The organism is Enterobacter cloacae complex sp. 394F7, from assembly GCF_057320385.1.
Map to the genome: position 1 here is coordinate 60,969 of NZ_JBXWCS010000012.1, position 23,164 is coordinate 84,132.

The window sequence follows — 23,164 nt, forward strand, 5'->3', positions numbered from 1 at the left end:
TACTCCCTATTAATTAGCTTGATAATAATCAATGTTCGTTCCTGCGAAAAAACGAGAATGCGTTTTTATTTGAAGGAATGAGCAATGACAAAAATAAAAAGCCAGGGAGACGGCCTTTTACCCGCTGTATCCCGACGTCAGTTTATCCAGGCCGGGTCGGCGCTTGCTGCCCTGCCGTTTGTCGCCCGCGTAGGCAAAGCAGAAGCGAGTGAAGGCACCGCCGCACAAGACGAGCCTGCGGAAAACATTATTCAGACCTGCAGCACATTTGACTGCGGGGGGAAGTGTGATATTCGGGCCCACGTCAACGATGGCGTGGTGACCCGAATTTCCACGCGCCCGGATAATGAGCTGGATCCGCAAATGCCGGTGATGCGCGCCTGCGTTCGTGGCCGGGCTTACCGGAAATTTGTTTACCATCCTGACCGTTTAAAATATCCGATGAAACGCGTGGGTAAGCGCGGTGAAGGAAAATTTGAACGTATTTCGTGGGATGAAGCTACCACGCTTATTGCCGAACGGTTAAAAACGATCACGCAACAATATGGCGCAGCCTCGCGCTATGTTCATGTGGGTACGGCGGTTTCCGGGGGCACCTTTTCCGGGGATAAGATGGTCCGTCGTTTGCTCAACTTAACCGGCGGATACCTTGAAAGCTATCATTCGGTCAGTATGGGCAATACAGCTGCCGCGACGCCTTACACCTACGGCACCGCCGCCAGCGGCAGTTCGCTGGATACACTGCAGGATACCCGGCTGGTGATCCTCTGGGGTCATAACCCAACGGAGACCATTTTTGGTCACAGCAACCACTATTTCCAGAGGATGAAGCAAAACGGCACGCGTTTTATCGTGGTCGATCCACGCTATTCAGATACCGTTTCATCCCTTGCCGATCAATGGATCCCCTTATTACCGACGACCGATAACGCGCTGATGGACGCGATGATGTACGTTATCGTCACGGAAAACCTGCACGATCGCGAATTTATTCAGCGCTATACGCTGGGCTTCGATGAAGCCTCAATGCCTGAAGGTGTGCCCGCCAACGAGTCTCTTGTCGCCTATCTGACCGGTGCGAAAGATGGAGTGGTGAAAACTCCCGAATGGGCAGAGCAAATTACCCATGTGCCAGCGCAGACCATCCGGCAGCTGGCACGCGACTATGCCACAACAAAACCTGCCGCGTTAATTCAGGGCTGGGGTCCACAGCGCCACAACTGCGGCGAACGCACCGCGCGTGGCTCTACGCTGCTGGCAACGCTGACGGGCAATGTTGGCGTAAAAGGTGGGTGGGCTGCAGGATATGGTGGTTGTGCCAACCGGAAATTTGCGGTCGGTCCTGACATGCCGGATAACCCGGTCAAAGCAAAAATATCGGTGATGAACTGGGTTCAGGCCGCTGACGATGCCTCACAGGTCACACCGGATGTCGGCCTGAAGGATGCTGAAAAGCTCGACAGTAATATCCGCATTCTGTTTTCTCTGGCGGGTAACTATCTTGCTAACCAGAACCCCGATCTGCACCAGGCGACACGGGTACTGGAAGACGAGTCGAAAATTCAGTTCATCGTGGCAAGCGATCTCTTCATGACGCCGAGTGCCCACTATGCCGATCTTCTGCTGCCGGAAACCAGCTTTATGGAACGCTGGAATATCGGTGAAACCTGGGGGACCGCAAGCTATCTGATCCTCTCGGAAAAGCTGATCAAACCCGAATTTGAACGCCGTTCAGACTATGACTGGCTGCGCGAAGTAGCCGCTAAGCTGGGTATCGAACCGGCCTTCAGCCAGGGGCGGGATGAAAAGGCGTGGATTGAACACATATGGGAGCAGACACGCCTGGCGATGCCAGAGGAAAACTTGCCTGACTTCGCGACGCTGCAAAAGACGCGGCAACATCTCTTCAAAAGCGCACCGTATGTCGCTTTTGAGGACAATATTCGGGACCCGCAAAATCATCCTTTCCCGACGCCATCCGGAAAAATTGAGATCTTCTCGAAGCGTCTTTACGACATGCATCACCCGGAAATCCCTGCGCTGTCGCATTACGTGCCAGCCCATGAAGGACCGGAGGATGAACTGGCGAAGACGTTCCCGTTACAGCTCATTACCTGGAAGGGGAAAAACCGCGCCAACTCCACTCAGTATGCCAACCCATGGCTGCTTGAGGTTCAACAGCAAAAGTTATGGATTAACCCACAGGACGCGCAAAAACGCGGTATTGCGCAGGGAGATACCGTGCGTATTCACAATGCACGGGGGATATGTGAAATCCCGGCCGAAGTCACGCCGCGCATCATTCCTGGCGTTGTTGCCATGCAAGCTGGCGCCTGGTGGCAGCCGGACGAGCGGGGCATTGATAAAGGTGGCTGCGCGAACGTGCTCAGCTCCGCCCGCATTACCGCACTTGCGAAAGGGAATTCTCATCAAACCATGCTGGTGGAGGTAGCAAAAGCATGAGTCAGTTTAAACACTACGCGCCGGTGAGCGACAAACAGCTGGGCTTCTATATCGACTCATCCCGCTGCTCGGGCTGCAAGGCCTGCCAGGTGGCATGCAAAGATAAAAACAACCTTGAACCCGGGCGTCGTTTCCGTCGCGTGTACGAAATCAACGGCGGGAATTTCATCCCAACCGGCCAGGGCGGCGTCAGCAATAACGTTTTTGCCTACACACTCTCTGTCTCCTGCAACCACTGTGCGGATCCTGTCTGCGCCAAAAACTGCCCGACCACCGCGATGCATAAGCGTCCGGGTGACGGCATCGTGCGCGTCGATACGGATAAGTGCGTCGGCTGTGGATACTGTGCGTGGTCATGCCCCTATGGCGCGCCGCAGCTCAACGAGCAGACCGGGCAGATGTCCAAATGCGATTTTTGCGTGGATCTGCAGGCGAAAGGCGAACAGCCTGTCTGCGTGGCAACCTGTCCCCTTGAAGCGATCAAATTCGGGCCGATTGATGAACTTCGGGCGAAATACGGTGTGGTCTGTGACGTGAAGGGATTGCCTGATTCCTCCATCACCAAACCTAACCTGGTGATCAAAGCACATCAGGGCGCAGAGAAAGAGGGGACACGTCATGCATGAGTTACCGTTGCTGATTTTTACCCTGTTCCTTCAGGGATCGGTAGGCGTTACGCTCTGGCTGGCGCTTGGAGACGCGCAGGCTTCGCCGCGTAACGCGCTGCTGCCTGCTGCCGGGGCATTCGTGCTGGCCTGCCTGGGGCTGCTCGCCTCGGCGCTGCATATGGGCTACCCGCTCAATGCTCTCAACGCGCTGCGCCACGTATCCAGCTCCTGGCTGAGCCGTGAGATTGTATTTGCCAGCCTTTACCTTGCGGCGCTTGGTCTTGCGACGCTGCTGATGTTCGCGAAAAAACCAGGCTGGAAGCCGCTTCTGGCGGTGGCGGGTCTTGTCGGGCTGGTGGACGTGTTCTGCATGGCGCAGATTTATATCCATACGTCGGTTGTCACCTGGCAGCACATCAACACGATGGTGCTGTTCATCGGCTCGGTGGGAATCATTGGCTCAGCCTGCGTGGCCGTTGGGGCGCCTTCCCGGATTAACCTGCGCGCGGCGGTTGTGATTATTACGCTGCTGGTGCTTGTGCGTCTGGTGATGCAGCCCGTCTGGCTGGCCGACATTACAGCCATGGACAACACCGTGGTGACATTCCCTCACGCTCCGTTACGGATGCTGGAGCAACTGCGCACGGTGCATCTGTTGAGCTGGTGCGTTTCCGTTGCGGGCATGCTGTGTTTTGCCGCGGGCGGTCTGAAGGCCGCGCGAGGCCCGGTGCTGCTGGGCAGCGCATTACTGATTGTGGGTGAGCTAATGCTGCGCTTCGTTTTCTTCAGTATTGGCTGATGGCCGGATTAACGCTTATCCCGGCGATGGACGTGACGCATGCGTGCGTTCGTCGCCGTTTCCGCCATACCTCCTGCCACGCCTGTGCGGACGCTTGCCCTGTGCAGGCGTTCTCTTTTACGGACTCGGGCGTTCTGATTGATGACAGCCGATGTATTGAATGCGGTGACTGCCTGTTTGTCTGCCCAGCCGGAGCCATTACCGGCATCGTACCGCGAAAACGCTTTTTGCGTGGAGATACGCTTGTCGGGCCGTTTGCGGAGCGCGCACCTGGAGTGAATGAGCTGCTACTGTGGCACGCGCAATACCGCGTTCGTTTTATCAGTATTGAGGTGGAGCACCATCCTGACTGGCTGCTGGCGCTTGCCCGGCTTAATCTTACGCTTCGCCGACGCGGTGAAGCGGCGTGGGCATTTAAGCTCATCCCGCACAACGAGGTGAATCTCGCCCGCCGTGCGCTAATGCACGTTCCCCGCGAGGATGTTCGTGCCTGTCGCGTCATGCCTGGCCTGCGTGAGTTGCGAAGGGCTTTTCCCGCGTTTAGCGAGGCAGAGATCGCTCTCGACGCCGGAAAGTGCGTGCTGTGCGGGGCGTGCTGGCGAAGCTGTCAGGAAAAGGCGATTCGTTTTGAGAACGCCAGTCTGAGGGTGGAAACCGAATATTGCACCGGTTGCGGTGGTTGTGAAGCGGTTTGCCAGCATGCGGCGATAAAAGTGACACAAACAGAGGGAACAGCGAAAACGGTAACCATGCCCGCATATGAGGCCATTTGCCAGACGTGCCGCCGTCAGTTCTGGTCATTTACGCCTGAAGAAAAGCAGTGCCCGCTCTGTTTCCACCATCACTATGGGATGCGAAATCTGTCCTGTTGCTAATCTTCGTCTCATTTTAAAAAAATGTTATGTATAACCATAGGCAATGGCGCTATTGCTCTTTATAATCCGCGCCACACCATACTCAGGTATGCAAAAACAACAGAACATTTTACAGAGGTTATCAATGGCTATTGAACGTACTTTTTCCATCATCAAACCAAACGCGGTGGCAAAAAACGTTATTGGCAGCATCTTCGCTCGCTTTGAATCAGCAGGGTTTAAGATCGTTGGCACCAAAATGCTGCATCTGACCGTTGAGCAGGCTCGCGGTTTCTACGCTGAGCATGAAGGTCGCCCATTCTTTGACGGTCTGGTTGAGTTCATGACCTCTGGCCCGATCGTGGTATCCGTGCTGGAAGGCGAAAATGCGGTACAGCGTCACCGTGACCTGCTGGGTGCAACCAACCCGGATAACGCGCTGGCAGGTACGCTGCGCGCTGACTACGCTGACAGCTTCACCGAGAACGGCACCCACGGTTCTGACTCTGTTGAATCTGCAGCGCGCGAAATCGCTTTCTTCTTCGCAGAAGGCGAAGTGTGTCCACGTACCCGTTAATTTAACGGTTTCGTTTACACATTATTTTCGTAAATGCCACGTGCAAACGTGGCATCCCTGCGCCAGACTTTGTACAATGCAACGCCCCGGACGAGCAGAACGCTTTCCGGGGCGTTTCTTTTCAACCCTCCATGGGCCATAACGTGTAACAACGAGGCCGGAAAATATTATGTCTGAATTAGTGAATACCTCCGAAGTCGCCACGCCTGCGGTTCCAAATAAAAATGGAAAAATTAACCTGCTGGATCTGAACCGTCAGCAGATGCGCGAGTTCTTTAAAGAGTTGGGCGAGAAGCCGTTTCGTGCCGATCAGGTCATGAAATGGATGTACCACTATTGCAGCGACAACTTTGATGACATGACTGACATCAACAAAGTGCTGCGCAACAAGCTCAAAGAAGTGGCTGAAATCCGCGCACCGGAAGTGGTGGAAGAACAACGCTCTTCAGATGGCACCATCAAATGGGCGATTGCCGTTGGCGATCAGCGTGTTGAAACCGTGTATATCCCGGAAGACGATCGCGCCACGCTGTGCGTCTCTTCTCAGGTTGGCTGTGCGCTGGAGTGCAAATTCTGCTCAACCGCGCAGCAAGGTTTTAACCGTAACCTGCGTGTATCGGAAATCATTGGCCAGGTCTGGCGTGCCGCGAAAATCGTTGGCGCGGCGAAAGTGACCGGAACCCGCCCCATTACCAACGTGGTGATGATGGGGATGGGTGAACCGCTGCTGAACCTGACTAACGTGGTTCCGGCAATGGAAATCATGCTGGACGATTTCGGTTTTGGCCTCTCCAAACGTCGCGTGACGCTCTCTACATCAGGCGTGGTTCCGGCTCTGGATAAGCTGGGCGACATGATTGATGTGGCGCTGGCCATCTCTCTGCATGCGCCAAACGATGAAATCCGCGACGAAATTGTGCCGATCAACAAAAAGTACAATATCGAAACCTTCCTGGCGGCGGTGCGTCGCTACCTGGAAAAATCCAACGCCAACCAGGGCCGCGTAACCATCGAGTACGTGATGCTCGACCACGTGAACGACGGTACCGAGCATGCGCATGAACTGGCTGCACTGCTGAAAGATACGCCGTGCAAAATTAACCTGATCCCATGGAACCCGTTCCCGGGAGCGCCGTATGGCCGCAGCTCGAACAGCCGTATCGACCGTTTCTCGAAGGTGTTGATGGAGTACGGTTTCACCACCATCGTGCGTAAAACCCGTGGTGATGATATCGATGCCGCATGCGGTCAGCTGGCGGGTGATGTGATTGACCGAACCAAACGTACCCTGCGTAAACGCATGCAGGGCGAGACGATTGCGGTCAAAGCTGTTTGATTATTATGCAATCACGGCGCATTATTGCGCCGTGAAGCATAATCTGACTGAATAATCAGTCAGATTCGTGATGACTGAGTAATAATTACGGTGCGTTTCATACGACTTTCGGGCAGTATGTAACGACGTAACAACAGTTTAGCTTCACGGGCAGGGCGCACTGTCATCTCCGGGCTGACAGTCTTATACTGACTGTTCAAGGTTAACTGACCAGAAGTTTCGCGGTGCGGGTGGCATTGTGACTCACCGGCACCTGAACCCTTATTTTTCACGTACCAGTAGTTGTAGCGAATGAATACTGAAGCCACTCACGACCAACATGAAGCACTCTCCACTGGCGTTCGTCTTCGCAACGCCCGTGAACAACTCGGACTCAGCCAGCAAGCCGTTGCAGAACGCTTGTGCCTGAAGGTTTCCACGGTTCGCGATATTGAAGAAGATAAGGCACCTGCCGATCTGGCTTCAACATTCTTGCGCGGGTATATCCGCTCTTACGCAAAACTGGTGCACATCCCCGAAGACGAATTACTGCCAATGATGGAGAAGCAGGCACCGGTTCGTGCAGCCAAAGTTGCACCGATGCAGAGCTTCTCTTTGGGCAAACGTCGTAAAAAACGTGATGGCTGGCTGATGAGCTTCACCTGGCTGGTGCTGTTTGTGGTGGTCGGCCTGACCGGCGCATGGTGGTGGCAAAACCACAAGGCGCAGCAGGAAGAGATCACCACGATGGCCGATCAATCCTCTGCCGAACTTAACCAGGCCGGAAACGGTAACGCGCAGAGCGTTCCACTGAGCAATGAAAGCGCGGCAACGTCCAGCGAGCCACAAACCGCGACGACCGATACGCCAGCTACCGACGCTGCGCAGACCCCAGTGGCAACGGCTAACACGTCAGCGCCTCAGACGCAGGCTCCAGCGCAGGATCAAAACGCGGTGGTTGCACCTTCTCAGGCTCCTGTGGATACCGCAACGAACGCACCGGCGGCGAACACCGCTGCACCTCTGCCGACCGATCAGGCCGGTGTCGCAACGCCCGCGGTTGACCCTAACGCGCTGGTGATGAATTTCACTGCTGACTGCTGGTTAGAAGTCACTGACGCAACAGGTAAAAAACTGTTCAGCGGCCTGCAGCGTAAAGATGGCACGTTAAACCTAACCGGTCAGGCACCGTATAAACTTAAAATCGGCGCTCCGGCAGCGGTACAGATCCAGTATCAAGGAAAACCTGTCGATCTGAGCCGCTTTATCAGAACTAACCAGGTTGCACGTCTTACCGTTAATGCCGAACAATCAGCAGCACAGTAACAGACGGGCTACGCGGGAGATTTTTCATGCATAACCAGGCTCCGATTCAACGTAGAAAATCAAAACGGATTTACGTTGGGAATGTGCCAATCGGCGATGGGGCGCCTATCGCCGTCCAGTCGATGACCAATACGCGCACCACGGATGTGGAAGCGACGGTCAACCAAATCAAAGCCTTAGAACGCGTAGGCGCGGACATTGTTCGCGTCTCCGTGCCGACCATGGACGCCGCAGAGGCGTTCAAACTGATCAAACAGCAGGTCAGTGTGCCGCTGGTTGCAGACATCCACTTCGACTACCGCATTGCGCTTAAAGTTGCCGAATACGGCGTCGACTGCCTGCGTATTAACCCAGGCAACATCGGTAACGAAGAGCGTATCCGCATGGTGGTGGACTGCGCACGCGATAAGAACATCCCCATCCGTATCGGCGTGAACGCCGGTTCTCTGGAAAAAGATCTGCAGGAAAAGTACGGCGAACCCACGCCGCAGGCGCTGCTTGAATCCGCGATGCGTCACGTTGATCATCTGGATCGTCTTAACTTCGATCAGTTCAAGGTCAGCGTAAAAGCCTCCGATGTCTTCCTGGCGGTAGAGTCCTATCGTCTGCTGGCAAAGGAGATCGATCAGCCCCTGCACCTTGGGATCACCGAAGCGGGTGGCCTGCGCAGTGGCTCTGTCAAATCAGCCATCGGCCTGGGTCTGCTGCTCTCGGAAGGGATCGGCGACACCCTGCGCGTTTCGCTGGCGGCCGATCCGGTCGAAGAGATCAAAGTTGGCTTCGACATCCTGAAATCACTGCGTATCCGCGCACGTGGGATCAACTTCATTGCCTGTCCAACCTGTTCACGTCAGGAGTTTGACGTCATCGGAACCGTGAATGCCCTGGAGCAACGTCTTGAAGACATCATCACCCCAATGGACGTCTCCATCATCGGTTGTGTGGTGAATGGCCCGGGTGAAGCGCTGGTGTCAACGCTGGGCGTCACCGGCGGTAACAAGAAAAGTGGTCTCTATGAAGATGGCGTTCGTAAAGATCGTCTGGATAATAGTGATATGATCGACCAGCTTGAAGCGCGCATTCGTGCCAAAGCGTCGATGATGGACGAAGCGCAGCGCATCAGCGTTCAGCAGGTTGAAAAATAACGTGATGGGAAGCGAAGTGCTTCCCATGTATGATTGAACCCATTCTTTGGGTTCTTTTTTGTATATAGAAAGAGAATAAACGTGGCAAAAAACATTCAAGCCATCCGCGGCATGAACGATTATCTGCCTGGCGAAACCGCCATCTGGCAGCGCATTGAAGGCACACTGAAACAGGTGCTCGGCAGCTACGGTTACAGCGAAATCCGTTTGCCGATTGTAGAGCAGACCCCGTTATTCAAACGCGCGATCGGCGAAGTGACCGACGTGGTTGAAAAAGAGATGTACACCTTTGAGGACCGCAACGGCGACAGCCTGACGCTGCGTCCTGAAGGTACGGCGGGCTGCGTACGCGCCGGCATCGAACATGGTCTCCTGTACAATCAGGAGCAGCGCCTGTGGTATATCGGCCCGATGTTCCGCCACGAACGTCCGCAGAAAGGTCGTTATCGCCAGTTCAACCAGCTGGGTGTGGAAGTGTTTGGCCTGCAAGGCCCCGACATTGACGCTGAGCTGATCATGCTGACCGCCCGCTGGTGGCGTGCGCTGGGCATCTCTGAGCACGTCTCTCTGGAGCTGAACTCTATCGGCTCTCTGGAAGCGCGTGCCAACTACCGCGATGCGCTGGTGGCATTCCTTGAAGAGCACAAAGAGAAGCTGGACGAAGACTGCAAACGTCGTATGTACAGCAACCCGCTGCGCGTGCTTGATTCCAAAAATCCGGACGTGCAGGCGCTGCTGAACGATGCGCCTGCATTAGGCGATTATCTGGACGACGAGTCTCGCGAACACTTTGCTGGTCTTTGCAAACTGCTCGAAGCAGCAGGCATTGCCTATACCGTTAATCAGCGCCTGGTGCGCGGTCTGGACTACTATAACCGTACCGTGTTTGAGTGGGTTACCACCAGCCTCGGTTCGCAGGGCACCGTGTGTGCTGGCGGCCGTTATGACGGTCTGGTTGAGCAGCTTGGCGGCCGTGCCGCGCCTGCGGTTGGCTTCGCAATGGGCCTTGAGCGACTTGTTTTGCTGGTTCAGGCAGTTAATCCGGAATTTAAAGCAGATTCCGTTGTCGATATATACCTGGTGGCCTCAGGCGCGGAAACGCAGTCTGCGGCGATGCAGCTTGCTGAACGCGTGCGCGATGCACTGCCGGAGGTTAAGCTGATGACCAACCATGGCGGCGGCAACTTCAAAAAACAGTTTGCTCGTGCCGATAAGTGGGGCGCAAGTATTGCACTGGTGCTGGGTGAGTCCGAAGTGGCCAACGGCGAAGTGGTAGTGAAAGACCTGCGCTCTGGTGAGCAGACAACGGTAACGCAGGACGGCGTTGCGGCGCACTTGCGCACTCTATTGGGCTAAGGAGAAGGACTGCGTGGAAATTTACGAGAACGAACACGACCAGGTCGACGCGATCAAACGCTTCTTTGCTGAAAACGGCAAAGCGCTGGTTGTTGGGGTGATTTTAGGTGTAGGTGCATTGATTGGCTGGCGCTACTGGAACAATCATCAGGCGGATTCCGCGCGCGGCGCGTCTCTGTCCTATGAAAATATCGTGAGCGCCATTCGTGCCGATCAGCCGCAAACGCTGACGGCAGCAGAGAAATTTGCCGCTGACAACAAAAACACCTACGGTGCGCTGGCCGCGCTGGAAGTGGCTCAGCAGTACATTGATAAGAACGAACTGGATAAAGCGGCTGCCCAGCTGTCGCAGGGGCTTGCAGCCGCCAGCGATGACAACCTGAAAGCGGTTATCAATCTGCGCCTGGCCCGTATCCAGGTTCAGCAGAAAAAAGCTGATGAAGCGCTGAAAACGCTCGATACCATCAAAGGCGAAGGTTTTGCTGCCATCGTTGCCGATCTGCGCGGTGAAGCACTACTGAGCAAAGGTGATAAAGCGGGCGCGCGTAAAGCGTGGCAAGCTGGTGTAGATAGCAATGCATCCCCTGCGCTGAGCGAAATGATGCAGATGAAAATAAATAATTTGTCCGTCTGAGAGGGACCCGATGCAATTGCGTAAATTACTTCTGCCAGGACTGCTTTCTGTTACGTTATTGAGTGGCTGTTCACTGTTCAGTGGCGAAGAAGACGTTGTGAAAATGTCCCCGCTGCCGACGGTTGAAAACCAGTTTACCCCGTCAACCGCGTGGAGTACTTCCGTGGGGGATGGAATTGGTGATTTCTATTCCAACCTGCACCCGGCTTTTGCTGACAGCGTTATCTATGCGGCTGACCGTAAAGGTACCGTAAAAGCGCTTAACGCCGATGACGGAAAAGAAGTGTGGTCCGTTAACCTGGCGGAAAAAGACGGCTGGTTCTCCCGTAAACCTGCACTGCTGTCTGGCGGCCTGACCGTTGCCGGTGGTCACGTATACGTGGGAAGCGAAAAAGCACAGGTCTATGCCCTGAACACCAGCGACGGTTCTGTTGCCTGGCAAACCACGGTTGCCGGTGAGTCTCTGTCTCGTCCGGTGGTGAGCGACGGCCTGGTGCTGATCCACACCAGCAACGGCCAGCTGCAGGCGCTGAATGAAGCCGATGGTCTGGTGAAGTGGACCGTCAACCTGGATATGCCATCACTCTCCCTGCGCGGCGAATCTGCTCCGGCGACAGCCTTTGGTGCTGCCATTGTGGGTGGCGATAACGGTCGCGTGAGCGCGGTGCTGATGCAGCAAGGTCAGATGATCTGGCAGCAGCGTATCTCTCAGGCGACGGGGTCAACTGAAATCGACCGTCTGAACGACGTCGACACGACGCCTGTTATCGTCAACGGTGTGGTTTATGCGCTGGCGTACAACGGCAACCTGACCGCGCTCGATCTGCGCAGTGGCCAGATCATGTGGAAACGTGAACTGGGCTCAGTGAATGATTTCATTGTTGATGGTAACCGTATCTATATGGTTGACCAGAACGACCGTCTGCTGGCGCTGAGCACCGATGGCGGCGTGACGCTGTGGACGCAAAGCGATCTGCTGCACCGTCTGCTGACCGCACCGGCGCTGTACAACGGTAGCCTGGTGGTGGGTGATAGCGAAGGCTACATGCACTGGATCGATCCGGAGACGGGCCGCTTTACTGCGCAGCAAAAAGTCGACAGCTCTGGCTTCCTCACCGACCCGGTTGTGGCTGACGGCAAACTGCTGATTCAGGCAAAAGACGGCACGCTGTACGCGATCACGCGTTAATTGCCCGGCGGTTGTAGTATACTAAACGGCTCCTGTTCACTCAGGAGCCGTTTTGACATTTTTAAAAACGCTGCGAAAGCGACGTTATTTTGAATTTTATGAGGCTTCAAACATGGTACCTGTGGTCGCGCTTGTCGGGCGCCCTAACGTTGGAAAATCCACTCTTTTTAACCGTTTAACACGCACCCGTGATGCGCTGGTTGCGGATTTCCCGGGGCTGACGCGTGACCGTAAGTACGGTCGTGCAGAGGTGGAAGGACGCGAGTTCATCTGTATTGATACCGGTGGTATCGACGGGACAGAAGACGGCGTTGAAACCCGCATGGCGGAGCAGTCTCTGCTGGCCATCGAAGAGGCAGACGTGGTGCTGTTTATGGTGGATGCCCGTGCTGGCCTGATGCCTGCGGATTCCGCCATTGCTAAACATCTGCGTTCGCGTGAAAAACCGACCTTCCTGGTGGCGAACAAAACTGATGGTATCGATGCCGATCAGGCGATCGCCGATTTCTGGTCTTTAGGTCTGGGTGATATCTACCCGATCGCCGCATCGCATGGCCGCGGCGTGACCAGCCTGCTGGAAACCGTTCTGCTGCCGTGGGTTGACGAAGTGAACCCGCCGGAAGAGGTGGACGAAGACGCGGCATACTGGGCGCAGTTCGAAGACGGTGAAGAAGGCGAAGAAGAAGAGCCTGAAGAGACATTCAACCCACAGGATCTGCCGATTAAACTGGCCATTGTGGGGCGTCCAAACGTTGGTAAGTCTACGCTTACTAACCGTATTCTGGGTGAAGAGCGTGTGGTGGTATACGACATGCCTGGCACCACCCGTGACAGCATCTACATCCCGATGGAGCGTGATGAGCGTGAGTATGTGCTCATCGACACTGCGGGCGTGCGTAAGCGCGGAAAAATCACCGATGTGGTGGAGAAATTCTCCGTCATCAAAACCCTGCAGGCGATTGAAGATGCCAACGTTGTGCTGCTGGTTATCGACGCGCGTGAAGGTATCTCCGATCAGGACTTGTCGCTGCTCGGCTTTATCCTCAATAGTGGGCGCTCACTGGTTATCGTGGTGAACAAATGGGATGGCCTGAGCAATGAAGTTCGTGAGCAGGTGAAAGAGACGCTGGACTTCCGTCTGGGCTTCATCGACTTTGCTCGCGTGCACTTTATCTCTGCGCTGCACGGCAGCGGTGTGGGTAACCTGTTCGACTCCGTGCGTGAAGCGTATGACAGCTCCACCCGTCGTCAGAGCACCGCTATGCTGACCCGCATCATGAACATGGCAGCAGAAGACCATCAGCCGCCGCTGGTACGTGGCCGTCGCGTGAAGCTGAAATACGCCCACGCCGGTGGTTATAACCCGCCAATCGTGGTGATTCACGGCAACCAGGTGAAAGACCTGCCGGATTCCTACAAGCGTTATCTGATGAACTACTTCCGTAAATCGCTGGACGTGATGGGCACCCCTATCCGTATCCAGTTCAAGGAAGGGGATAACCCGTTTGCCAACAAGCGCAACACCCTGACGCCAAACCAGATGCGTAAGCGTAAGCGTTTGATTAAGCACATCAAGAAAAGCAAATAAGCTTTCATCGTAAATTGCTAGCTATCATAAGCATCCTAAAGCCCGAATATTTCGGGCTTTTTTGTTTTTAGGGGCTATCATAAGAGTACAGGAAAGTGCATCCTTTAGGTGTACAAAGAGGTGTACCCAGCATGCTGTTATGTCGTTTTGGGTACACCTTTACGCTTTTGGGTACACTTTTAGATGTACCAGTAGATTGCTAGGTATACGTGCATGCCAAAACTTACCGATATGCAGATCCGAGCGTGGATCAAGAGTGGCGAACGATTCGAGGGTAGGTCCGATGGCGAAGGACTTTATCTCCGCTTTCGCAAAGAAGACAAAACTCCATTCTGGCGTTTTCGATACAAACTTGCCGGCAAGCCCCGGACCTTAATGATTGGTTCTTATTCTGTTATCTCGCTTGCTAAAGCAAGGGAGATTGCTAAGGAACTTGCAGCCCGTGTTGCTCTTGGGCATGACGTGGCTGCAGAGAAGCAACAACGCAAGGCTGAAGCGATAGCGAAAATTGAAGCTGAAAAGAACGCTATCCACGTTTCTGAACTTGCAGCGGAGTATTACTCTCGTCAGATCGAGCCTACGTACAAGCATCCAGAGCTTTTCCTCGCTAGCCTGCAAAAGAATATTGTGGCCTGAATTGGAAAAATGAAGGTCGAGGAAGTTCGCCCCGCCACGTTGATAGTGTTCTTCAAGACGTTCTTAAGCGTGGGTCGCCCACAGTCGCTAATGACGTTCTCCGTATGCTCAAACGCCTGTTTGACTTCGCGGTCGTTCGAGGCATGATTGATGTTAATCCTGCTATATCATTCGGCTCAAAAGATGCTGGGGGAAAGGAGAAGGGAAGAAAGCGGGCATTGAGTCGTGATGAGCTAGTAATGTTCTTTAAAGCGCTGCGTAGTGGGCAAGGAATCAGCAGGGAAAATGAGCTAGTTTTTAAACTTATTTTGGCGCTGGGTGTGCGCAAAATGGAGTTATGTGCTGCTGAATGGACTGAGTTCGATCTTGAGAAGGGCGTCTGGCATCTTCCCGGCTCAAGAGCAAAGAATGGCGATGACATTGATATACCATTGGCGCAGTCGGTGATCGAGTGGATAAAAGAAATAAGACTTTTTGCTGGAAACAGCCGTTGGTTTATACCCGGCAGGAGAGCCAGTAGCAGAATTCACATTAGCCGAGCAACTCTCAATATGGTCATGCCGTCTGTGTTGAGGGAAATGCATGGAATCGAGCCGTTCAGTATTCATGACTTGCGCCGTACTATGCGCACTCAAATGGCGGCGTTAGGCATTGCTCCTTTGATAGCCGAGCGTTGCTTAAACCATAAAATCCCCGGCGTTGAAGGTATCTATAACCGGCACCAGTACTTCGAAGAGAGAAAAGCTGCATTATCGTGTTGGGCCGAATTAATGGTGACGTTGGAAAGAGGGGATAACTGAGGAGTTATGACATCTAAAGTGAAAGGGAGTAAAGCATGAAAGACATCTTGAGGAAATCACCAATTGAGAGGTTATGTGCTTCTGTATCCATCACGCCACAGGAAATGGCATTGGCACTCGCCGGTTTGAATCCACTAATGCGTCTCAGTGATGTACCCCCTGAGCACTCTGACTATGTTGATCTTACTCGCAAATCAATTGCGAGGGCGCTAAAAGTTCACAGGGATAAAAAAATAACTACAGATGAAGCTTGTAACGCCTTAGACATTTTTTTAGCTGCTTTCCCGTTCGTTGAAGAAAGTACACCCGAAGTAATCGCTCAAAAAGTTAAAGAAGCTATTGATGATTTGCGCGGCACTAAAGGATGGGAGGAGAAGGCTCGTAATTTAGGTGGGCTGCAGCTTATTAATTACATAAAAGAAACAAACAGAAGTGGACGTGGCCAGCACCGTAAACAAGATGAACAGGAAGGAACGATGAAGATGATGGGGGTTCTCATTCATCTCTTAGTTAAAAAGTCCGGGGCATCCTCATATCTTAACTCGGGAAAGCCAAATATAAGCGCTATTTATAGTGACGTATTGGAATTGTTAGAATCTGAAGGTTTATCAACGAAAGGCATAAGCCGAGCAGCATTTGCAGCAAAGGCAAAACAGGCGCTATTAGCGATGTATGCTGCAGAATAGAGTTTAGTTTGAGTGCCCGTTGCGTATTTGCACGAAGACGAAATGGGCATCTTATCGGTTTTTATTACTCAATATTTATCCGCTTTACTTAGCTGTTCCGCATCAAAAAAATCTAATTCATTTCCTGATCTCCTCCTTGATATCCACTTACCCTTTTATGTCATGGTTAGCCCCCTGTATTACTTAGAGCACTTTTACGCAGTTTTATGATGTTGTGGGCTATTGAATATTGTTGGATGACGTTGAATGATGTTGAGTGATACGACGTTATGCATTGGTACGTTAAGTCTTCTCATATAACCTCACTGCAAGTCATAACTGGGCATTAACGGCCAATAACAGTCATTAACAGCCAATGTAACCCATTGAGTTACATGTGATGAGCATACATACCAAATGATACCTAGAGATACCTAGACCTACAAAAAGATGTAAAGCGTTGATAACTCATCATGTTCGTTTGACGTGTAATGTCCTGTTTTATAAGAGTGATATTTCCGGAGGTCACCTTTTTTTTCAAAAGATATTGATTTTTTCAAAAGAAACATAATTTCTTTCAAAAGAATCTATTTATGCTGGAAATGCTGCGTAAGGAATCATTAAACTTCATCTAACCTAACCAGCTATCACAGGAGCATAAAAATGTTGGAAAAACAGGAAGTTTACTCAGCTATTCCTACTGAAGGTTACATCCGTCGTTTCCGTATGCCTGCGTTGCTTGGGGTATCCATGCCCACAATTGATCGTTGGGTCAAAAATGGAATCTTGCCACGTCCCCTCAAGTTGAGTGACAACGTGACTGCTTTTGATGCGCTGGAGATTAATCGCTGGCTAGAAGAGCGGCGCAAAGCTAACTGAGTCAGATCTTCACTTCTGTAAATTAGATTCGAGGAAAAGTATGAAATCAAATAATGGCCTTAATGGTCAGGGCTTCCCTCACCCTGAAAACTGTAGTGATGATATTTCCGTTATCAATTTTGAGGGGCTAAAAGTTCGCATTGTTAAGCTCAATGGTGAACCGTGGTTCGTTGCAAAGGATGTTTGCGCGGCGCTGGAATTATCCAATTCGCGTATGGCGTTGCAGGCTCTGGATGATGACGAGAGAAATACCGTAACTTTAACTTACGGTATTCGTGGAAACCCAAATCATAGTGCTGTCTCTGAATCTGGTTTCTACAAACTGATCGCCTGTAGCCGCAAAGCTACTACGGCAGGCACATTCGCCCATCGTTTCAGTAATTGGGTATTTCGCGAGGTGATTCCCTCAATCCGCAAAACTGGCTCTTATGGCGTGCCGTTCGTGTTCCTGAACGATTTTAGCCGGCGTATGGCAGCCTATCAGCAGGAGGCCAGTAAACGCGGTTATAAGTTGCAGCAATGTAAGGGTGCTAAAGAGGCTCTTGAGCGCGAGGAGATTCAACTATGGCGTAAGTATCAGCCTGAGCTGTTAGGTGAAGATGTTCACGAGCCGTTCACTGAGGTTCGCCCAGCTACGGATGGAAACAACAATCGGGTTCATGAATAACTTGCGTGCTCTTGCGATGTAGAGCACTCAAAATAAGTTTGTCGCGACAGCTCACTAAACAATTCAAAAAGGTTAATGCCATGAAGAACAATTATGCCCGTCTGGGGCAGGGCTTCGCTCGCAGCGAAAGCAGCCAATTAATTATTCCCCGTAGCAAGGGCGAGGATCTCTCCGTCGCCCCCTGCGATAATCAATTTTTGTTTAGTAATTTTTCGCAACTTTGCTTCAGCACGTCTTTTTCGTTACTTCCGCAAGCGCTCTCACTGCTGAGGCATGATTTGAGTGCGAATACTGCTATTAATAAGACGAGAAGACCAAGCAGGATTTTTTTCATTATTTACTCTTTAGGGGCAATTCCACGCTGTTGGAGTTCTTTGCGAACGATCCTCTTCAGCCACGCGGCTAGCGACTCATCACCATCCTGCTGTTGCGCCCGTTCCATCATTTCTCGCAGTTCTGGATCCAGCCGAAATTGGAATGGAGGATTACCACGTCTCTCGTTTTTGTGTGTTGACACGTTAATTACACCCGATGTAATGTGTTTATGTGTGATGACACATTACACACAGAAGTTAAAAAAAACAACGCCCCGAAGTGCGGGAACACTTTCAGGGCGTCTGACCACAACGTTAGAGGGACTAACATTATGGCTTACACTAAGTCTACCCAAACACGCCCTGAATTTACATGGCGTTTTCTCACCGTGGGTGAATTCACAAATCAGATCGTTAACGTTACTGCTTCCACTGAACGCGAAGCACGCGAAAAAACGCCTGCAGGATGTGTCTGTATTCTGGCGTGTCGTTTTCGTCTTGAGGAGGTACAGCATGTTTAACCTCCAGACCCTGACAGCAAAAGCACGCGAGCTGCGCGGCAACGTGGTAAAAGCAACTACCACGAAAGGCACCCGCACCATGACCCCCGTTTACGAACGGGAAGAGCAGCGCAAACTGCGTGAACGCATCCAGCAGACTCAGCCGGACTGGGTTTTACTCTGGTGGGATATTGCGACCGTTACCGGCTGGCGTACCAGCGACGTGTGCAACTTCCGTTACTCCTGCATCAACTGGGAAACCGGCATTGCAACAATCATCGTAGCGAAGCAGACCAAAGCAGCGGAAGCCAGAGCTACCCTGAAGGGGATCGAGATTGTTCGCCAGCAGCGCAAGGACGCTGCCGGCTTGCTGGCGATCACATTGGGTACATGCACTGGGATAGCGTGAGCTGCGACGAACTGGCCGCCGGCATGACGGAAGAAGAACAGGCGATCGTGTTTGAGCTGGTGGCAAAGGCTGAAGTGAAGCACGACACCAAACAGCTGCCGCCGGGCATCATCAAACGACTGCGCGAACGTATGGAGCGCAATCTTATCGGTGTCGACCTGGTATTTTCCCGCAGCCAGATTGAAAATAACCGTTGCTTCATAGTGTCTATTTTTGTTTGAAAAATTGATATGATGGGCACCTATTTTCGTTTCAGCAGACTTCACCATTAATCTTTAGAGCGCATGCAGGAAATCACTATGAAGTCATTAGACCCATTTTCTATCGTAATTGCTTTGAATCATCTATCAGATGTTGTTGCTACAGCTAGTAATGTGAATATTTTCAAAGACTATTTCATGCCTATTTTTGTTGTCTTTCTTTCTGCCGCGACAGCCTATCTCATTGCTATAAAGGGTTATCATTATCAAGAGTTGTTCAGAAATGAAAGAAATAAAGCTGCAACCTTCAATGCGATAATACTTCAGATGCAAGGCATGCATGCCAATCTAATTACTCTTAAGCAGAATTATTTTAGAAGAATTAAAACCCATCCAGTGCAGCGTGCAGTAAGTTTTCCTTTTATACCTTTGCGTATGGAAAATGTATCTTTGAATTTGAGTGAGTTAGCGCAGCTTTTACTTGATGCAGAGTCTGAGGCAGATGATAAACCATGGTTGCAAATAAGATCTTTTCTAGCGACTTATGCTAATTACAATATGATCATCGATTTGCTAGCAATCAGAAATAAACTAGATGAAGCTGTTAAGCCTCAATTGCATACATTAGTAAATAATTCTGATGATACAGGGCAAATAATAATAAAAGATGTGATTGAAACTTTAGATAATGTTTTGCTAATGAAATATATAGACATTACAGAGTGTTTAATTAGGCAAGTTGATGATTTAATAATCACTATAGATGACTTTAATAATAATTTTCCTTCATATGCTGTATACTTGCTGAGGAAAAAATATCTAAAAGGTTATGTTCATATTAAATGCTATCAGAACGACACGGAGTTTTACAAACAGTCTATAACAAGATGCAATGAAGTTAATCTTGATACACTAGGTAAAATGATGAAGTTCGATGAACAAAAGGTTAAAGCCAAGTACATCGATTCTTCAGTGGTGATCGTAACGCCGAAATCTTAAAAAATTGCTTACTAACAAATATTAAAAAAACCGTAACTCGTAGTGAGTTCTACTTGATGTTAAAGATGTGGAACAGTTTTAAACAATCTGACATTCGGTATGAACAGAACCATTTCAGTGGGGTTTTGGTTCATGCGTAGCATGGTTGTTGCCGTTCCTTCATAAAGGATAGAGTGTTTAGTCTATCTTATTTCCTGAAAACTCTAAGTATTTTCGTTGATTAAATTCATTTAAATACATCTTGATCAGCTCTTTATTTTTGCCAAATATCGTTTTGCATGAGGCATTTGCTATCTTACAATTAAGCATATGAACGTTATCATTGTTTAGTTGATGGCTAGAAAAATATTTTTCGTTACTAGTTAGTATTAAAAGGGCTTTGCGACTAGAAAGTGGATAGTAATAGTCAATTGATTTACCTTCACTTCCATCTGGATGTAAATTTATTACTGGCTGGTCAGATGTGATGAAGTCAATAGTTGAAATGTTTTCCAGTAGAATTGTTTTTCGGTTAGTATTCAATGACATATCATAAGAAAGGTTTGTGCCCATAAATGAACACATAAACCACCAATTTCTATTATAAAAATCTTTCAAACGCTCTAGTACCTGTGGTTTGCCGGGAGTTTTATCTAAGGCAAGTATGAATAATTTCTTCATTTTCAATGTTCTAGAAAACTGATACCCTAAGAAATAGCAGAAGTCATAATATGTTTCTTTGTCTTCCAAATAAGAAAGGTTATCTTTCTTTAACTCACTTAGGATCTCTACGGCTCTTGATTCCAATTGAGATAAGTAATTTTCAAAGAGGTTGCATTGCATAATTTCCTCTAAGTTTAGACCAAGCTTGTCTTTAACTCTCGGTGCTAAGAGTGATATGATCTTTTGTCCTTCAAATATCATATTTACAAAGTCCAAGTGAATTTTCCTTAAAACATCATTTGATTTGCTTACCATCAGGTTGATTAATTCTTTGTCACTTTCTTGAAGCTCACCCATTTTGTAGAAGTTTTTCTCGAAGCCGAGACCTCTCACACTATCGCAGGCGATATTAGATTTCTTTGTTATGTACCAAATGTTAGTACCATCAATGGTCCAGTCTCGAAGGTAATGAGCCCATACATAGTGGTGTTTGGTTTTTTTCTCAAAAATTTTCATTGGATTCCCTTCATTAGCAAAGAAAGTGAGCATTTTTAATGCAATCTTACACTTAGTGTCATCAGTCAACTAGACCCCTAATAGTTAACAATGGTCATTTCCGTTGTACCCAAGGGTGTACACACACCAGACGTTAAATGTAAATGCTATTTAAATAACAGATGGTTAATAAGGTAATGGGCTTTCACATTAAGAAAAGCAAATAAGCTTTGCGATCTTACAAAAACCCGCGCCTGTCGCGGGTTTTTTTTCGCCCATACAAAACGCCTGCCTTCCTTGTGTGAAGTCAATCACTATTCGCTTTTAACCATGTTTAAATCTAAGAAAGTAGACAATCGTCGAATTTTCATCTTAAAGTCCAGGGTCTGGTACTAGACAAAACTAGCGCCTGGTTATCAAATGGTTAACTCATTTTTCGCCGCATGTAAAAAATCGGTCAGATACGTAACTGGCCGGCGTACGCGCGGTGCTTTCAGCACAACGACATACCTTTTGGGAGAATTATGCAATCCTCTGTTAATCAAAAAGAAAGCCGAACGTTCTTCGGCCATCCTTATCCGCTCGGTTCGCTGTTCTTTACCGAGATGTGGGAGCGTTTCTCGTTTTACGGCATTCGTCCGTTACTGATCCTCTTTATGGCCGCCACTGTCTATGACGGCGGCATGGGGCTGGCGCGTGAAAACGCCTCGGCGATTGTCGGTATCTTCGCCGGTACCATGTACCTGGCCGCGCTGCCGGGTGGATGGCTGGCCGATAACTGGCTCGGCCAGCAGCGAGCCGTGTGGTACGGTTCGATTCTGATTGCGCTCGGCCACCTGTCGATTGCGCTCTCGGCGGTGATGGGGAACAACCTGTTCTTTATCGGCCTGATGTTTATTGTGCTGGGATCGGGCCTGTTCAAGACCTGTATCTCTGTGATGGTCGGCACCCTGTATAAAAAAGGCGATGCGCGTCGTGACGGCGGATTCTCGCTGTTCTATATGGGCATCAACATGGGCTCGTTCATTGCGCCGCTGATTTCCGGCTGGTTGATTAAAACCCACGGCTGGCACTGGGGCTTTGGTATTGGTGGCATCGGGATGCTGGTGGCGCTGATTATCTTCCGCGTGTTTGCTGTCCCGTCCATGAAGCGCTACGACAGCGAAGTGGGCCTCGATTCCACCTGGAACAGCCCGGTGGTCAAACGCAACGGCGTGGGCGCGTGGCTGCTGGCGCTGGCGGTAGGGGTGGCGATTCTCGTCACGCTGATCGCCCAGGGGGTCATTGTGATTAACCCGGTCGCGGTGGCCAGTATGCTGGTCTATGTGATTGCGGCATCCGTTGCGCTCTACTTTATTTATCTGTTCATCTTCGCGGGTCTGACCCGTAAAGAGCGCGCCAGACTGCTGGTCTGCTTTATCCTGCTGGTTTCCGCTGCGTTCTTCTGGTCCGCGTTTGAACAGAAACCGACTTCCTTTAACCTGTTTGCCAACGACTACACCAATCGCATGATCGGAGATTTCGAAATTCCGGCCGTATGGTTCCAGTCGATCAACGCCCTGTTCATCATTCTGCTGGCGCCGGTATTCAGCTGGGCGTGGCCGAAGCTTGCCACCATGAACATTCGCCCGAGCAGTATCACCAAGTTTGTTATTGGTATTCTCTGTGCGGCGGCGGGCTTTGGCCTGATGATGCTGGCGGCGCAGAATGTGCTGAGCAACGGCGGGGCAGGCGTTTCGCCGTTCTGGCTGGTAGGCAGTATTTTGATGCTGACGCTGGGTGAGCTGTGTCTGAGCCCGATTGGTCTGGCTACCATGACCCTGCTGGCACCAGAAAGAATGCGCGGTCAGATGATGGGGCTGTGGTTCTGCGCAAGTGCGTTGGGTAACCTGGCTGCCGGTCTGATTGGCGGCCACGTGAAGGCAGACCAGCTGGATATGTTGCCGGATCTCTTCGCGCGTTGCTCCATCGCGCTGCTGATTTGTGCTGCGGTACTGATCGTTCTCATTGTGCCGGTTCGTCGCATGCTGGAAAATGCCCGGACGAAACCTGCCACAGAGGCGGTATAATCGATCTGCCGGGGCGAACGCTTCGCCCCGGCAAC

The 23,164-nt window shown here is 50.9% G+C and carries 20 protein-coding genes and 2 pseudogenes; 20 read left to right on the forward strand and 2 right to left on the reverse strand.

The window, feature by feature from the left end; genetic code table 11:
• Positions 1 to 84: 84 nt before the first annotated feature.
• The 16 genes and pseudogenes from AC2FAK_RS17540 (at position 85) to AC2FAK_RS17615 (ending at position 17,501) form a co-directional block, all read left to right on the forward strand.
• Complete coding sequence (locus AC2FAK_RS17540; RefSeq protein ID WP_095455407.1) at positions 85 to 2,463, forward strand: DMSO/selenate family reductase complex A subunit; 2,379 nt, start codon at positions 85 to 87, stop codon at positions 2,461 to 2,463.
• On the forward strand, positions 2,460 to 3,089 hold the full coding sequence (locus tag AC2FAK_RS17545; RefSeq protein WP_095455408.1) for a DMSO/selenate family reductase complex B subunit: 630 nt from the start codon (positions 2,460 to 2,462) through the stop codon (positions 3,087 to 3,089). The genes AC2FAK_RS17540 and AC2FAK_RS17545 overlap by 4 nt, the downstream gene beginning before the upstream one ends.
• Positions 3,082 to 3,870, forward strand: coding sequence for a dimethyl sulfoxide reductase anchor subunit family protein (locus tag AC2FAK_RS17550; protein WP_095455409.1), 789 nt, complete (start codon positions 3,082 to 3,084; stop codon positions 3,868 to 3,870). Before AC2FAK_RS17545 ends, AC2FAK_RS17550 begins: the two co-directional genes overlap by 8 nt.
• Entirely contained in the window at positions 3,870 to 4,745 is an 876-nt protein-coding gene (locus AC2FAK_RS17555) for a 4Fe-4S binding protein (RefSeq protein WP_058678266.1), read from the forward strand. Before AC2FAK_RS17550 ends, AC2FAK_RS17555 begins: the two co-directional genes overlap by 1 nt.
• 124 nt (positions 4,746 to 4,869) lie before the next feature.
• On the forward strand, positions 4,870 to 5,301 hold the full coding sequence (ndk, locus tag AC2FAK_RS17560) for a nucleoside-diphosphate kinase (RefSeq protein WP_003860625.1): 432 nt from the start codon (positions 4,870 to 4,872) through the stop codon (positions 5,299 to 5,301).
• Between the two features lie 169 nt (positions 5,302 to 5,470).
• Positions 5,471 to 6,637 (forward strand): dual-specificity RNA methyltransferase RlmN, encoded by a 1,167-nt coding sequence (gene rlmN, locus AC2FAK_RS17565; protein ID WP_013098279.1) that lies wholly within the window; start codon positions 5,471 to 5,473, stop codon positions 6,635 to 6,637.
• Between the two features lie 291 nt (positions 6,638 to 6,928).
• On the forward strand, positions 6,929 to 7,942 hold the full coding sequence (gene rodZ / locus AC2FAK_RS17570; protein ID WP_095455410.1) for a cytoskeleton protein RodZ: 1,014 nt from the start codon (positions 6,929 to 6,931) through the stop codon (positions 7,940 to 7,942).
• Positions 7,943 to 7,968: 26 nt separating this feature from the next.
• The gene (ispG, locus tag AC2FAK_RS17575; RefSeq protein WP_029882243.1) at positions 7,969 to 9,087 is read left to right on the forward strand and encodes a flavodoxin-dependent (E)-4-hydroxy-3-methylbut-2-enyl-diphosphate synthase; all 1,119 of its coding nucleotides are present in this window, start codon (positions 7,969 to 7,971) and stop codon (positions 9,085 to 9,087) included.
• A gap of 81 nt (positions 9,088 to 9,168) precedes the next feature.
• The gene (gene hisS, locus AC2FAK_RS17580) at positions 9,169 to 10,443 is read left to right on the forward strand and encodes a histidine--tRNA ligase (protein WP_013098276.1); all 1,275 of its coding nucleotides are present in this window, start codon (positions 9,169 to 9,171) and stop codon (positions 10,441 to 10,443) included.
• Positions 10,444 to 10,456: 13 nt separating this feature from the next.
• Positions 10,457 to 11,077 carry a YfgM family protein gene (locus AC2FAK_RS17585; RefSeq protein WP_095455411.1) on the forward strand — a complete coding sequence of 207 codons (621 nt, stop codon included), beginning with the start codon at positions 10,457 to 10,459 and terminating at the stop codon, positions 11,075 to 11,077.
• Between the two features lie 10 nt (positions 11,078 to 11,087).
• Positions 11,088 to 12,266, forward strand: coding sequence for an outer membrane protein assembly factor BamB (gene bamB, locus AC2FAK_RS17590; RefSeq protein ID WP_029882244.1), 1,179 nt, complete (start codon positions 11,088 to 11,090; stop codon positions 12,264 to 12,266).
• 112 nt (positions 12,267 to 12,378) lie between these two features.
• Positions 12,379 to 13,854, forward strand: a complete 1,476-nt coding sequence (gene der / locus AC2FAK_RS17595; RefSeq protein ID WP_029882245.1) for a ribosome biogenesis GTPase Der — start codon at positions 12,379 to 12,381, stop codon at positions 13,852 to 13,854.
• A 213-nt stretch (positions 13,855 to 14,067) separates the two neighbouring features.
• Positions 14,068 to 15,290: pseudogene (locus AC2FAK_RS17600) on the forward strand (tyrosine-type recombinase/integrase).
• 35 nt (positions 15,291 to 15,325) lie between these two features.
• Positions 15,326 to 15,976, forward strand: coding sequence for a hypothetical protein (locus AC2FAK_RS17605; protein ID WP_095455412.1), 651 nt, complete (start codon positions 15,326 to 15,328; stop codon positions 15,974 to 15,976).
• A 642-nt stretch (positions 15,977 to 16,618) separates the two neighbouring features.
• Complete coding sequence (locus tag AC2FAK_RS17610) at positions 16,619 to 16,834, forward strand: helix-turn-helix transcriptional regulator (protein ID WP_095455413.1); 216 nt, start codon at positions 16,619 to 16,621, stop codon at positions 16,832 to 16,834.
• 40 nt (positions 16,835 to 16,874) lie between these two features.
• Positions 16,875 to 17,501: a BRO-N domain-containing protein gene (locus tag AC2FAK_RS17615; protein ID WP_095455414.1), complete on the forward strand. Its 627-nt coding sequence runs from the start codon at positions 16,875 to 16,877 to the stop codon at positions 17,499 to 17,501.
• Positions 17,502 to 17,838: 337 nt separating this feature from the next.
• Here the strand turns inward: AC2FAK_RS17615 and AC2FAK_RS17620 are convergent, their stop codons facing one another.
• Entirely contained in the window at positions 17,839 to 18,018 is a 180-nt protein-coding gene (locus AC2FAK_RS17620) for a hypothetical protein (RefSeq protein ID WP_095455415.1), read from the reverse strand.
• A 129-nt stretch (positions 18,019 to 18,147) separates the two neighbouring features.
• Here AC2FAK_RS17620 and AC2FAK_RS17625 point away from each other — a divergent pair, with 129 nt between their 5' ends.
• The 3 genes and pseudogenes from AC2FAK_RS17625 (at position 18,148) to AC2FAK_RS17635 (ending at position 19,923) form a co-directional block, all read left to right on the forward strand.
• Positions 18,148 to 18,336 carry a host cell division inhibitor Icd-like protein gene (locus tag AC2FAK_RS17625; protein ID WP_095455416.1) on the forward strand — a complete coding sequence of 63 codons (189 nt, stop codon included), beginning with the start codon at positions 18,148 to 18,150 and terminating at the stop codon, positions 18,334 to 18,336.
• Positions 18,329 to 18,921 (forward strand): annotated as a pseudogene (locus AC2FAK_RS17630) (tyrosine-type recombinase/integrase); the annotation flags it as partial. The gene AC2FAK_RS17625 and the pseudogene AC2FAK_RS17630, both read left to right, overlap by 8 nt.
• 102 nt (positions 18,922 to 19,023) lie before the next feature.
• A complete protein-coding gene (locus AC2FAK_RS17635; protein WP_095455417.1) occupies positions 19,024 to 19,923 on the forward strand; it encodes a hypothetical protein in 900 nt (299 codons plus the stop codon).
• Between the two features lie 177 nt (positions 19,924 to 20,100).
• Here AC2FAK_RS17635 and AC2FAK_RS17640 read toward each other — a convergent pair whose 3' ends face one another.
• Positions 20,101 to 21,081, reverse strand: a complete 981-nt coding sequence (locus tag AC2FAK_RS17640) for a DUF4238 domain-containing protein (protein WP_170942761.1) — start codon at positions 21,079 to 21,081, stop codon at positions 20,101 to 20,103.
• Positions 21,082 to 21,584: 503 nt separating this feature from the next.
• Here AC2FAK_RS17640 and AC2FAK_RS17645 point away from each other — a divergent pair.
• Positions 21,585 to 23,129: a peptide MFS transporter gene (locus AC2FAK_RS17645; protein ID WP_058651804.1), complete on the forward strand. Its 1,545-nt coding sequence runs from the start codon at positions 21,585 to 21,587 to the stop codon at positions 23,127 to 23,129.
• Positions 23,130 to 23,164 lie beyond the last annotated feature (35 nt).